Annotated in this window: 3 protein-coding genes; all 3 read right to left on the bottom strand. The window is 45.9% G+C overall.

Annotated elements, in window-relative coordinates; all coding sequences use genetic code 11:
* Positions 1 to 86 precede the first annotated feature (86 nt).
* Positions 87 to 7,382 carry a DUF4347 domain-containing protein gene (locus tag D9T12_RS02000; protein ID WP_130536606.1) on the bottom strand — a complete coding sequence of 2,432 codons (7,296 nt, stop codon included), beginning with the start codon at positions 7,380 to 7,382 and terminating at the stop codon, positions 87 to 89.
* Between the two features lie 316 nt (positions 7,383 to 7,698).
* Positions 7,699 to 8,799 (bottom strand): hypothetical protein, encoded by a 1,101-nt coding sequence (locus D9T12_RS01995; protein ID WP_130536605.1) that lies wholly within the window; start codon positions 8,797 to 8,799, stop codon positions 7,699 to 7,701.
* Positions 8,800 to 8,874: 75 nt separating this feature from the next.
* Positions 8,875 to 15,387 (bottom strand): DUF4347 domain-containing protein, encoded by a 6,513-nt coding sequence (locus D9T12_RS01990; protein ID WP_130536604.1) that lies wholly within the window; start codon positions 15,385 to 15,387, stop codon positions 8,875 to 8,877.
* Positions 15,388 to 15,558: the final 171 nt, after the last annotated feature.

Here is a 15,558-nt window from a genome sequence, read left to right as displayed (position 1 = left end):
CTGTGAACATCAGTAAAGAATATTAATAGATTTGAACCGGCCGGTAAGGTTTCTACCGGCCGGTGTTTGTTATGTGTTGCTGGATGTTAGAAGAACAACAGACCAGAGGTGGCAAAATCATTGATCTGACTTTCGCCTGTTAAGGTAATGGTCACATCCGCGAATTCCAGATATTCAATATTCACCAGCGTGTCGGTGCCTTCTGTCGCATGACTGACTTGCCATTGGGGCGTGCCGTCTTCGGTATTTTCCAGTTGTGTAATGCTGTATTCGGCATAGTCATAGGCGAACACGGCAATGTCCGTTCCGACACCGCCGTCAATGAGGTCGTTTCCGGTACCGCCGAAGAGTATATCGTCACCTGCATCGCCATAGAGCTGGTCATCACCTCCGCGACTGCCAACAGTATCATTCCCATCACCCGCATGTAGCTCATCGTCTTCGGCACCTAGGACAATATTCTGACCACTGCCGCCGGCAAAGACGATGTTACTGCCTTCTCCTCCACGAACTTGGACATCTCCGACAATAATGGCAAATTCAATATTATCGAGATCAAGCACTGTGCCAGCCGGTAGTTGACTCGCATCAATCACCATGACTTCGGTTTTGTCATTCCCTTCGACACCACTGACTTGAATCGGTTGTGATGGCGCTTCATCGCTTGATGAACTAAACGTCACTTGATTCAACCAGCCGGCACCCTTACCATTCAACCATTGGTCGAGTCCATTAATCATTGAAAACCAATCAGATTCGGGCGCTGAATCTCTCAGTAAATACAATGCATCTCGGAAGCTGGTTTGATCAACCGCGGTCTCATTACTGCGTGCCGTCACACCAATTCCTTCTGGAAGCCTTAGGGTGGTGACTGGATTGTTATCGGCATCAAAGTGTAATGGGATGTCGGCCAGATCACTACTCTCGTCGGTGTTCTGTCGGCCGGCCGGTATAGGGTTAATAATGATTTTATTCACAGTCTGACCGTTTTCGGTGACTTCGTCTTGCTCGACCGTCACCCCATCAATTATATTTGTTGGGGCCTCTGTGGGAGCCTCAGTAGGTGCTTCGGTCGGAGGCTCCGTTGGTTCTGGTGTTGGAGGCGGTGGTGGTGACGTGACATTGATTGTCACGGTATCACTGGCTGTTCCTGCACCATCCTCTCCGCCATCGGCAAGTGTGATGTCAAAGGTGACTGCCCCCGTTGTTCCTGCCGCTTCAAAGGTTAATAAATCATTATCAATGTCGGCTTGGGTAAAGGTTTGCCCCTGTGTTAAAGCGACATTATTAAGCAGTAAGGTTCCACTGGTTGGGAGTGTATCCAATGTGTAGGTGAGCTCGGCACCATCATCGTCTGGGTCACCTTCGTTTAGGTGTGTATTATTAATGGTGACCGTGTTATTCGTTTGCACATTTGGACCACTGTTGGTGGCAATGGTCGGCGCATCGTTGACGGCCGTAATATCAATATTGACGGTCGGATTCGGCGAAAGCGCAGCACCGATTGCATCGACAGCACTTATGGTGAGAGTTGCTGAGTCATCACCCGACACATCTAAATCACCGGTATATTGAATATTGCTCGCGGTGTCTAAGTAGGTGTTAATATCCGCAGCCGTTCCTTCAAGGGTAATGGTTTGAGCATTGACCAACGTCTCTGTTACGCCTGAGCCAGTAGCTGCGCCATCCGCCGGAGTTGCGAAGCTACCGGCCGATGCGGTTAAGGTCACAGTGATGTTATTACTCTCTGGATCGGCAAACTCGACAGAGGATAAATCAACATTCGAAGCAGTGTCTTCTGTAACGGTCACATCGGTCACGCCATTCAGATTCACCGTAGGCGCATCATTGGTGGGGGTAATCGTGACCGTTGCTTGATTTGTTCCAGTGGAATCACTGGTGCCATCATTGAAGGTATAGTCCAGAGTGACGGTTGCAGGCGGTGTATCAGAGGTATTTGAGTAGGCAATGTTTTGCAAAACACTGTTCACAATGGCACTGGTTGCACTGCTGTTAAACGTTAAGACTAATGTTCCTGAAGCATTCGTTGTCACGGTTCCGACGGTGACACTGTTGTAAGTAAAGTCTTGTCCTTGGGTTAAAGTGCCAAGCTGTCCATTATGACTGAATACATCTTCTGCGTTGGCACCGCCATTACGTGCAATCGTAATCGATGCGCCATCAAAGTTACCATTCCCACCATTCAGTGCATCCTGCTCGGTATCGGAAACGGTTACGTCGCTGTCAATCACCACGGCTGAACCATCTTCAATAAAGGTGGCGCCGCCATTTAAATCCGCAAACACGGGGGCATCGTTGAGTGATTGGAAAGTAATCAGGGTATCCGGACCGCTGTCTTCAACCGTATAGGCTAGATTAGCACCCGCTGCGTTAGTTAAAGTCATTGCAATTTCAGGGGATGCAAAATCAGTCGCATTAGTATCGACTTGCAGAGTGTTGGCATCTGAAAAACGTACATTAGAAGTTGTTAGCCCGTTAATACCGGTAATGAGGAGCTTATCGCCTATCTCTAAGTCGGCAATGGTGTCGCCATTTAAATTGCTCGCGGAACCTTTAAACGTATCGGCGCCGGTTCCTCCGGTCAGTAAATCGGTTCCTGCGCCAACCACTATGGTGTCGCCGCCGGTGCTACCCGTGACAGAATGCCCGCTGTCGCTGAGCGTAATGGTATTGGCCGCGTTTAAGACATAGCTCTCAACAGGAGCTAAAGCTATAACCTCACTCGACGCATCGCTGATCGTAATCTGTTGAGCTCCTGGTGCTATTACTATATTTGCGTTCAAATAAAAATCAGAATGCTGAGCTGCTGTCATTGAAACAGACGCACCAGATGACAGTTGTAAATCGTCAATACCGGATAAGGTAGCCCCTGTAATATCGGCACCATCACCCATTTTCAATGTGTCCTGATACAAATCAGAATCACCTTGAAGAGTTCCCGTGTAATTTAAACTACCAATATCAAATATGACAAAATCATTTACTGAAGTCGCACTCACATTTGAATTTGACACTATAGTAATGGTTCGGTTATCTGTAGATGCATCACCAACGACAAAGTTTTCAATATTAGCAAGCGTGGTAAAGTTACCATCACCATTCACATTTATCGTTTCAGTGCCGGCTGCAGTAATTATGCCGGTGAATTGGGCTAACTGACTCGCAGCAATGGTCACCGTTGCATCATTGGCTAATGTCAGATTTTCAAAATTCGATACCGTCGCCCCAGAAATATTTGCTGCATTGGATAATGTCAGCGTATCAGTTCCAGTGTCAGCGTTAAGAGTGCCGGTTGCCGTTAAAGCACCAACATTCACCGTATCATTACCTGTACTACCCGTAATATTTTGCCCGACAGCGCCAAGTGTGACCGTATTTGCAGCACCCAATACATAGGTTTCAATACTTGCCTTTGCTGTAAAACCATCCGTCGCTGCACTAATGGTTATCTGCTCTGTACCTGCTGCGGTAAGCGTACCAGTAAAACCATCATGCTGGTCTTCGGTCATAGTGACACTGGCACCCGTATCAAGCGTTAAGTTTTCAATATTTGCAAGCGTTGCACCCGAGACAGAGCTGCCATCAGCCATTTTCAAAGTGTCATTGACTGTACCTTCACCTGTCAGTGTGCCAGAGTAATTAAGGTTGCCAACATCAAAAGTAACTGCATCTGTCCAACTTATTGTTGTCACATTTGTATTAGATTGTGCGACTGTAATGGTTCGGCTAAAGTCCGATTCGTCGTCTCCAACAACAAAATTTTCAATATTAGCAAGGGTGGTAAAATCATTATCACCGCGGATATTTATCGTTTCAGTGCCAGCAGCGATAATACCGGCCGTAAATTGCGCTAATTGATGAGCTGCAAGGGTGACTGATGCATTATTGTCAAGCTGAAGCATTTCAAAATTTGATAACGTTGCACCAGAGACATTTGCGCCATCTTTTAGCCAAAGTGTATCCGTATTATCAGCTCCATTTAGGTCGCCTACTGTCGAAAATGAACCGACAATGACCGTGTCATTCCCAATGCTACCGGTAACATTTTGAATCACTGAACCTAGCGTGACCGTATTCGCAGCACCCAATACATAAGTTTCAATCGCAGCGTTTCCTGTAAAACCATCCGTCGCAGCACTAATCGTTATCTGCTCTGTACCCGCTGCGGTAATGGCTCCTGTAAAGGCATCATGCTGGGCTTCGGTCATAGTGACACTGGCACCCGTATCCAGCGTTAAATTTTCAAAGTTCGAGACCGTCGCACCAGAAATATTTGCACCATCGGACAGTATCATCGTATCGGTTCCGTTGCCTGCATCAAGAGTCCCCGTTGCCGCTAAGGAGCCAACATTCACCGTATCATCACCGATGCTTCCTGTTACAGACTGTCCACTGTCGCTGAGCGTAATGGTATTCGCAGCGTTTAAAACGTACCTTTCAATAGGGGTTAAAGCGATAACCTCACTTGATGCATCGCTGATTGTAATTTGCTCGGCTCCTGATGCTATTACTATATTTGCGTTCAAATAAAAATCAGAATGCTGCGCTGCTGTCATAGAAACAGAGGCGCCAGATGACAGTTGTAAATCGTCAATACCAGATAAGGTGGCTCCTGTAATATCAGCACCATCGCCCATTTTCAAAGTGTCTTGATACTGATCAGAATCACCTTGAAGAGTTCCCGTGTAATTTAAACTTCCAATATCAAATGTGACGAAATCTGTGTCTGAGATTGCACTCACGTTTGAGTTTGACACTATGGTGATAGTTCGGTTGTCTGTAGATACATCATCACCAACAACAAAATTTTCAATATTGGCAAGCGTGGTAAAGTCACCATCACCATTTACATTCATCGTTTCAGTACCGGCTGCAGTAATTGTGCCGGTGAATTGGGCTAGCTGACTCGCAGCAATGGTCACTGTTGCATCATTGGCTAATGTCAGATTTTCAAAGTTCTGTAGCGTGGTCATGTTGCTAAGATTAACGCCTGTGATCACACTTAGGGTATCCGTGCCACCTTGCCCATCGGCAATGGAGCCAACTTCATGACCTTGAGTGCTGATAATAATGGTCTCGTCACTTGAATCTGTCGTGATATAGGGCGTCAAATTCGTACTATTCGAGGTATTAAAGCCAGCGCCAGTTGAGGTGGCAGAAGTGACATCGGTAATGTTAAGAGTCACGGTATCTGCAGAACCATCTGTGGTGCCATCGTTTGGGGTGACGGTTAAGATCGCACTACTATCCGCATTGATGCTTGCGGAGGTATAGGTTATTTTGGAGGTGTCATTCAGATAGGTTTCTAGGTCTCCAACAGCACCTTGTAAGGTCATAGACGCTGAAACCGAATTGGCAATGGTCACACCGCCAGAAGTTCCGTCGCCATCCGTTGTGGCAATCGCCCCTGAAGTAACCGCTAGGGTCAAAGTCACCGTATCGCCATCTGTGTCGCCAATATTGTAGGCAGATAAATCAATCGCAGTGGTCACTTCTTCATTGACTGTGGCGTCGGCCGGTGCTCCGCCGAGCGTTGGCGTAGCATTGGATGATCCCGTTGTAAAACTCAAAGTAGTTACATCATCAATGCCCATAAAGGTCATGCCGTCTGCATCGAAAAAAGCTTGCTTCTCAATCAGAATGTAGTATTCAGTGCTTGCCGTTAAATCGGTTGTCGGGTTGATTGAAATGGTAGTGGTTCCTGAGCCGGTAACTCGACCATCATTGCCTGGAATCGATTCAACTAAAGAATTATCTGAAGCCTTATAAATCTTAATTGTGCCGGTTCCCGTTGACGAGATAACTTCATCAAACGTTAGGCTAATGTTTGCTGTAGGATCAATGCCAGTGGAGTTATCAGTCGGAGTGCTAGAAGAGATAACGGGGGGCTTATTATCGGTGCCGCCAACGGTACCATCTTGACGATAATAGGTGGAGGTATTTGCGCCAGTATCAGCCGTCATGACGTCTTCATCACCGTCATTATCAAAATCAGCAACAAGGTAGTCGGTCGCATTGATTAGATTGAATGGCACGTTTGGATTTGTCTGTGTAAATCCGCCACTGCCATCATTGATATAGAGCTTATAAGCTGAACCGTCATAAGCGATAAAATCTCTATCACCGTCCGAGTCATAATCGATGTCTATAAACATTCGATTTCCACTGTATGCAGTTTGAGCGCCTGCAGCTGCAAGTGGGTCTGCGACAGTAGTAAAGCTCCCGCCATCATTTCGATAATAGGTGGAGGTATTTGCGCCAGTATCAGCCGTCATGACGTCTTCATCACCGTCATTATCAAAATCAGCAACAAGGTAGTCGGTCGCATTGATTAGATTGAATGGCACGTTTGGATTTGTCTGTGTAAATCCGCCACTGCCATCATTGATATAGAGCTTATAAGCTGAACCGTCATAAGCGATAAAATCTCTATCACCGTCCGAGTCATAATCGATGTCTATAAACATTCGATTTCCACTGTATGCAGTTTGAGCGCCTGCAGCTGCAAGTGGGTCTGCGACAGTAGTAAAGCTCCCGCCATCATTTCGATAATAGGTGGAGGTATTTGCGCCAGTATCAGCCGTCATGACGTCTTCATCACCGTCATTATCAAAATCAGCAACAAGGTAGTCGGTCGCATTGATTAGATTGAATGGCACGTTTGGATTTGTCTGTGTAAATCCGCCACTGCCATCATTGATATAGAGCTTATAAGCTGAACCGTCATAAGCGATAAAATCTCTATCACCGTCCGAGTCATAATCGATGTCTATAAACATTCGATTTCCACTATATGCAGTTTGAGCGCCTGCAGCTGCCAATGGATCTGAAACTTGAGTGAATTGTGATGCTAAAACGTTTGAAAAACTTATGCTGGCTATGCTTGTGGATTCTATATTGCCAGTAGACTGTTCTAATATCCAATCCCCACCTTTATCAGAGGCACCGGTTAAATCATCCGAAGCGGCAATGTCCGCGCCAGTGGCTTGCGCGAGTTTGCCAATAAATTCCACACCGATTTCCGTGGCGGCAACATTACAGCCGTAAAGTAAAATATCACCGTTTTCGCTCAGGCTCTGTTGAATGACTGCCAGCTCGTCACTGTAGTTTGCAAGCGTGTCGGAATTTAAGACTTCACCACCTAAAAAGACTTGACCGTCCGCGCCATGCGAAAGAATATGCAATGCTTCAATATCTGACCGGCCGGTAAGCTTTTCCGCCAGTTGCTCAAAACCATCGCCCTCAGCAGAAATTAAAATAACTTCCAAGCCTTGTGCTTTCGCACCTTCAACCAGTGTTTGATAGTCTTGGACGGTTTGGTCAATAACAGCAATTTGCCGTGGCGATTGGAGAGCAGTCATAAAAAACCTCTAAAGCATTAAATTTTTATTATTTGTATATGTGTATATTTCTGTTTTATTTGAATTTCAAGATAAAACATAAGGTTATGTAGAGATTACAGTGAAAAATAAGAGAAGTAAATTTGAATGTATTTCTAGAAGGTAAAAACCTTTCTATCATCATTTTTTATGCCCAAAGTGCGAGCTCTATTTTTATGTCCGAGACTGGAAAAACAATACCGGCCGGTAGAACACAAAACGAGGCTTTATGCCCCGTTGTCTTGGATTGACTTTCAAAGAGTCAACTATGTCACTGTGCGACTTTTCTCAGTCGTACTTAATCATTCGGGTTCGTTCCTGCCCAGTTAATCGTAAAGCTGTCACTGATTGTGTCACTGCCTGCATCGTCCAAGAAGTTGATTTGTACTTGGTAGTCTTCAGTGACCTGTGTCGACGCAACACTCTGGAACTGTAACGCTTTATCCATCAGTGCCATATCTCCGGTGTTCCACAGGATCTGATACTGTCCTTGATAAGGTTCATGGTCTTGATTGCCATTCACCAATCCTCGGAAGGCTTCGCTTTGTGAGGTGGTTAAGACAGCTTGTTGATTGCCTTGGGTCAGGACACTTTGCCCTGTCACGGATAATTGCCATTCATTGCCTTGGCGCTGATAGCTTTGAGTGTAGCCATCTTGTAGTGCATTCCCCGAGCTTTGATCGCCAGCGGTGGCCGTTTGCGTTAAGCCATTTTGTACGGTACTGGTTAAGACAAGGCCACCATTGGTATTGATCTCTAATAATCGATTCCCATCCAGTGCAAAGGTTGCGGCTTGGGTTTGTACCGTTAAATGGGTGTAGGTCAGCAGTGCTTGGTGTTCTGTGACGGTTTGAGTGGCTTGGTAAGCGTATTGCAGGGTTCCGTCTAAGAGCATAGTTCCACTGTCTGTGGTGATTTGACATTGGTTAAAGGTGTAGCTCATGGATTCACCTTCAAGGGTGACTTGTCCATCACTGTTGAGGTCGACCATTTGTGGCGTGGCCGAGCCGCTGTCACAGGCCGCATTGGGTTGAATCACATTGTCATACGCGAGTTTGGCGGCTTGTGGGTAGTAAAACAGTGCTTTAACCACTTCTTGTGGTTGATCCCCGTTGGCATAGGGTTGTAGGGTTTCTGTGAACACGTACATGGCTCGTTGGAAGGCGACACCGTAATCTAGCGCATCGCTGGCGGTGAGTTCCAGTGCTTCCGGCGTGGTTGGTTCTGGATCTGTGCCTGGATCGGTATCTGGATCCGGTTGTTCAATTGGGGTGTCTGGATTCGAGCTTCCGCCGCCTCCGCCACAGCCCACTAACGATGTGCTTAGCGCTAGTAACAGGGCTAGGTTGAGTTTATTTAGTCGGTTTAGGTTGTTTGAGTTATTTGAGGTTGTTTTCATAAAATTCTGTCTCATTCAAAGTTGACCGGCCGGTAAGGTTTCTACCGGCCGGTGTTTGTTATGCGTTGCTGGATGTTAGAAGAACAACAGACCAGAGGTGGCAAAATCATTGATCTGACTTTCGCCTGTTAAGGTAATGGTCACATCCGCGAATTCCAGATATTCAATATTCACCAGCGTATCCGTACCTTCTGTCGCATGACTGACTTGCCATTGTGGCGTGCCGTCTTCGGTATTTTCCAGTTGTGTAATGCTGTATTCGGCATAGTCATAGGCGAACACGGCAATGTCCGTTCCGACACCGCCATCGATTAGGTCGTCATCGGTTCCACCGAAGAGAATGTCATCGCCACTGCCGCCGTAAAGTTCGTCGTCGCCACCTCGGCTTCCGATGGTATCGTTACCTGCGCCGCCTTTGAGAATGTCATCGGCTTCGCCTAGCACAATAAATTGCGAGGAGCCGTCTCCACTGACAATGTTTCGACCTTCACCGCCATTAATGGAGGTCGCGCCAATAACAATGGCGAATTCAACATTGTCGAGCTGCAGTACTGTGCCCGAAGGTAAATCTCGGACATCAATTACCAAGGCTTCTTGACGATCTGGATTGTCCAAATCGTCTTCACCGGTTCCCATTGCACCAGTGACAATAATCGGTTCACTTGGAACAGGACCATCACGACCTTCAGCGGTGCTTAAAGTGACCGTGCGAACAGTGACTTGCGCTTCGTCATTAACTGTTGGCACATAAGCATCAATGCCTTCCTGGATAATCTCGTTGAGATCTTCTTCGGATTCTGTACGAGGCTCAGAGACGGAGATCAACAGTTCACGTAAAGTCGTCGCCAAATCGCCATTCTCATTGGTGGCAGGCGTGACCGCTTGTGCGGTAAAACCAACCCCGGTTGGTATCGAGACTTGAACCACTGGGTTGCCTTGTTCATCTGAAGCGATTGGAATGTCCGCTAGATTGCCGTGTTCAGTTTCCTCGTCTTCATCACGTTCATCCGTTGTCGGTGCAACATTGATGGTTGTGGTTTGGTTACCGTTTTCGTCGCTTTCTTCTTGGGTTTCTACTGTGACGCCATCCACTGTATCAACAGTCGGTTCTGGTGTTGGCGCTTCCGTCGGCGCTTCCGTTGGAGGCTCAGTAGGCTCGGGTGTCGGCGCTTCGGTTGGGACAGGAGGCGGAGGAGTTGGCAAGGCACTCACAATGCTTGTGGCTGCACTTGTCACAATCTCATCCGTTCCTTGACCATCCGTGTAGCTTGCGGAAACAGAAATTTCCGCACCTACATCCGCTGACGTTAAGGTATAGGTTTCGCCCATGGCATCTGCAATTGGTTGACCATCACGCAACCATTGATAAGAGATGTCACCTAGGCCGTCTTCATCCGCAAGAGTATTGCTGGCCGTAAGAGTTTGGCCTTGTTGAACCGTCCCTTCAACTTGCACTTCACCGGTTGGCAATGAATTTTCGTTAACAGTCAAACTCACCGTATCACTGGCCGTTGAGAAGGCTGTGTTCTCGGTCTGCGTGTAGGACAAGAAGGCATTGCCGTAGTCCGCAATAAAGACTGTGCCATTGGCATAAGCGACATCTTGTGTAGAACCTTCTTCTCCACGCTCAGGCAGAATGGTTTGAGTAATCGTTGGATTGGTTGGGTCTGAGACATCAATAATCTGAACACCGGCTTCTGAATCTGCTAGATAAACGGTATTATCAACCACTTTGAGCATAATCGCGGTACCGTCGGTATCGACACTTCCCACCTCGGTAATATTGCCAAGGTTAGAGATATCAAGAACTTTTAAGCCTGCCACACCATCAGCAACGTAAGCGTAATCACCCATCACCTTAATCGCGTAGGCCTGGGATGTATAATAGACAGAAGAGGAAGTGACTACTGTACCAAAAGTAGAAATATCATATATTAAAATGCCTAAATCAGGAGAAGCAACAAACAAATTGGTACCACTAATTTCGGCATTATTTGGGAAACTGTTACCCACAGTCGGGTAATTAATACTATCATCCATACTTATATTTTCAGGGTCACTGATCGTAACGCTTCTTACAGCCTTTCCAACCTGGTCTACAATATAAGCTTTATCAGCAACAACGGTTAAATCTCCAGCCTCAAACCCAAGATTGATGCTGCCAAGTGTTGGATACATATCTTCATCTGGGTTTTGAATATCGACAACGCTAAGAGTGCTGCCTTTCGTGACATAAGCACGATCATTAGCAATGGACAAACCTAAACCACCTGATAAACTATACCCATCGAATTGGATATTATTGGACGGATCTGAAATATTGTAGCCAGTAATTTCACCATTAGCTGCATTTGACACATAGGCAAAATCCCCCAGCACTTCAACAAAAAGCGCGCCTTCATTCCAATTGTCACTATCAGATTCTACGAAGCTTCCTGCCAAAGATACCCCCGTTTGTCCATTGGTATAACCACCCGTGCCATCCCAAGCCTTAAAGGTAATGGCATCGTTTAGCGTACCGCTGTAATTTTCATCTGGCGCAAAATACAGGCGTGTATTAGCATCTCCAGTCAACACTAATGCGGAAGTCTCCGAAGCCGTGCCGGTAAATTCTGTCCAAGTTGTACCGCCATCAATGGTGTAGTAAAGCGTACCGTTTTCATTGATTCCAGTAATCGCCATACCCAAAGTTGCACTTTCCGCATCACTAGCACCGATTAATAAATCGCTCACTAACGTTGAATGATCGGTTGAGCCATTGGTTGGAGCAGTAAGCCCCACAACGATTGCACCTAAAACGGGGGATTGATTCGCATCTAAAACCGGTGCATCATTGACTGCACTGACAGTGATGGTTGATTTGGCAGTAAGTGTTTTGGTGTCAACACCACCATTTTCAATCCCGCCATTATCGGTAATCGATGTTAAAGTGATTTCGCGAGCGCCTTCCGATGGATTATCTGAAGTATGTTCGTAGGAAATCGCTTTAATCAGAGTTCCCATGTCCGAGGCTGACAAATCGCCATTGGTTAAGGTGATTGTCGCAGTTCCTTCACTCATAACGACAGAATAGTCAAAGCCACTAGTGGTGGTTGTCCCTGTAGCGTCTATAAGACTGATAGCTGTGCCATCAATATTGACCACTTCAGCCGTACCATCAGAAACATTGCTAACCGTTAAGGTTAATCCATCAAACGTATCAGTTTCACCAACACCGGAGGTCACACTGGAATAAGAGGCAAAGACCGTTACTGCCGCATCATTTTCTGCATAGTCTCGGTTTTGTGTACCAATATTTGCAGTAGGTGCATCATTAATTGCGGTTACCTCAATGCTAACGGTATCGCTGGCAGAAGAAAAAGCCGTATTTTCGGATATATCAATAATCTGAAGACCTTCATTGCGATTGGCAACATAGAGAAAATCTCCAGCTTTATCGGGCTTAATTGACAAATCAGCCGTTGCAATGGTTTGAACGACTTCAGGTGAAGTTGGTGAACTGATATCGATAACTAATACGTCGCCAAAACCATTGGCTAAATAGAGAGTATCACCATCGATATCAAGGCCTTGTGGTGCTCCACCAACCGCAAGAGTCCCTGCGACAGAAGCCGCCTCTACCCCCCAAGAAAGATCAACCACTTTAACGTTACCATTTGAATCGGCAACATAAGCATAGTTTCCGCTTACCACTACATCATTTGCATTGCCTAATGCAATGGTATTTTTAACAGCATCTAAGGAAAGTGTCTGCTCTGGACTAATTTCAACGATTTTTAAGCCATTAGTTCCCGCCGCAATATAGGCGGTATTTCCATCAACAAAAATTCGCTCTAAAAAGGTAAATTGACTGTTTAGATCGACAGAACTCTTTAAACTCGGTGCATCTGGTTGTGAAACATCATAGATTTGAAAGGTATCGCCAGTTTTATCACCTACATAAAGGTAATTGCCAACAACTTGAATATCAGATGCATCGGTAATTGAAATTTTTGTCAGATATTGGGGTGAACTTGGATCAGAAATGCTGACAATATCAATCGATTCATCGGTCAATACATAGGCATAATTGCCACCAATCTCGACACCTAATTCATAATCTATAGCATTTGCGTAATTACCAACTTTAGTAGGGTTAGCTGGATTACTGATGTCAATAACATCCAGACCGGTCGTCGAGTTAGCAAGATAGGCATAATCCCCAACCACAACAACATCTGAAACCGATCCTGAGACATCATAGCTACCAATAATACTTGCCCCTAGTGACACACCTGTTTCCCCATTGGTATAACCACCTGTGCCATCCCAAGCTTTAAAGGTAATGGCATCTTCAAGCGTACCGCTGTAATTGGCATCCGGTTTAAAGTAGACATAGGTATTAGCATCACCAGATAGGATCAATGCAGACGTTGCTGAAACAGCGCCTAAGGCTGTCCAATTTGTACCAGCATCGGTTGAGTAATAAAGCGTTCCATCAGAACTAACCCCTGTTACAGCCATACCTAGTGGAGTATCGCCATCAGGATCACTCGCACCTGTCAATAAATCACTGACTAAAGTGGCATTGGTGGTTGAGCCATTGGTTGGCGCTGCACTGTCTTCTAAAACAGTGGTCAATGAGGGAGACGCGGTAGTATCCAAAATAGGCGCATCATTTGCCGACACCACAGTCACCGTCGAGGACACGGTTAAACCGGTGGTGGTGTCTTCACCATTATTTTCCTTACCGCCATCGTCTTTAACCGCGGTGACCGTGACCACACGCTCGCCTTCGGTCGGGGTATCAGATGTATTGTGATAAAACAACTGAGCACCATAACCATTCCAAACTGCGGCGCTATCACTGCTGGTAATAATAAGGGTAGCAGTGGTTCCGCTCATGCTGACTTGGTAATTGAAGCTCAAACCTGGCAGATTTATGGTTTCGTTTGTACCGTCCACCAGCGCCATATTAATCGAGCTGTCAGCTCCTGTTCGCAAGCCTATAAACTCTTGCGTATCGGTGACATTGGTGATGGTCACTGTGACTTGTGTAATTTCTTGACCCGCTTCAATCGTGTCAAAGCTGTTATTGCTGAATAGCAACGGCAAGCCAGGCCAGTTGGGTGTACTGTCAGTGCCTTCAGTGAAAGTTGGATTCAGTCCTGTTGCGGTATAGGTTGGCGCATCATTAACGGGGGTTACGTTAATCGTAACTGTATCAGAGGTGCCATCTTCTGTGCCGTCATTTGGCGTGACAGTCAAAGTCGCCGCAGTGGTGTCATTAGCGGCTGTGGTATAAGTGATTTTTGAAGGGTCATTCAGATAGGTATTTAACGCATCAGCGGTGCCTTGCAAAGTCATAGAGGTTGAGCCTGAATTCGCAATGGTTATCCCAGCCGTTGTTCCATTCCCATCCGTGCTAGTAACAATTCCGCGATCAACTGCCAGCCTTAAAGTTATTGTATCGCCATCAGCATCGGAAATATTATAAGCCGATAAATCAATGGCAGTTGTGACATCTTCTGTAACAGATGCATCTAATGGTGTGTCACCAAGAACAGGGACATCATTTGGCGGAGTGAAAGGCGTTGTATCAATCTTACCTATCATTAAAGCAGTAAAATCTGTTTCGACAGGAACGGTAAAAACAAATTCATCAATTTCCAAAAAATCCGCGTCGTCATTAAAACTTAAGGTTGCGCCACTAAAGGAATTCGTGAATGTTTTTGATGCAACCGCATCCCCATCACGCTTACCGATGATTGTAAAAGAAGATAATTCATTCTGTCGAATATCAAGAGACGCTAATGCAAAACTTGAACCGTCGCTTAAGGACCAAGAAATATTATTTAATTTGTTCGAAGTGCCGTTATCTTGGAAGGATATTGCATCTCCAACAAAATCAAAGTCATTCCAAAGCTGGATTAATGTACTGGAGTCTGTATCTCCTTGAGCAGAAACATTCCAGCCAGTGTCTAAAATATTACTTGCCGAGACAGATCCGTTGGTTGACACAACATATCCAAAATTGTTTTCAGTTATTAATCCCTCAAAGTCAGTAATCAGCTCCCGTTCAGGAAGAGCTCCCTTGTAGTTTATCGCCATCAGTATTTCTGACTCAATACTTCCTGCCTCCACTTCCAACACCCAATCCCCGCCTTTCTTTGTGGAACCTGTTAAGTCATCTGAAGCAGCAATATCCGCGCTAGTCGCTTGTGCGAGTTTGCCAATAAACTCCACACCGGTTTCACTTGCGGCAACATTACAGCCGTAAAGCAAAATATCGCCGTCTTCGGTGAGGCTTTGGCCGATTTGGGCTAAGGCATTTGAATAGCTTGCAAGGGTATCGTTATTCAGATTGGCGGTGCCAAGTTGCACTTGACCATCACTACCGTGGGAAAGGATATGAATCGCATCGTAGCCAGAGTTATTCGCCGCCCAATCGGCGATTTGTTGTATCCCGTCTTGGTTAGCGTCGATGAGAACTACTTCGATACCGGCCGGTAAACCTTCCACTAGGGTTTGGTAATCGGCAACCGATGTGTCAATAAACGCCACTTCTTGGCGGGTGGAAGATAGACTGGTAGTCGTTAAGTCGGACATAGGTAAACTCCTGATAGCGGCATAGATTAGCAAGTTGCCGGAAATAGTTTTATCAGAAGCTATAATAATGAAGAGCGATTGAGAACCCTGACCGATGCTGACTTATATAAAAGTCTATAAAATCATTCAATCAAGACCAAAAACAATCTACCTTATTGATTTTTAAGAAAA

This window comes from Thiomicrorhabdus indica (assembly GCF_004293625.1).
GTDB lineage: Bacteria > Pseudomonadota > Gammaproteobacteria > Thiomicrospirales > Thiomicrospiraceae > Thiomicrorhabdus > Thiomicrorhabdus indica.
The sequence above is the reverse complement of the archived record's forward strand: the minus strand, read 5'-3'. Positions and strand labels throughout refer to the sequence as shown.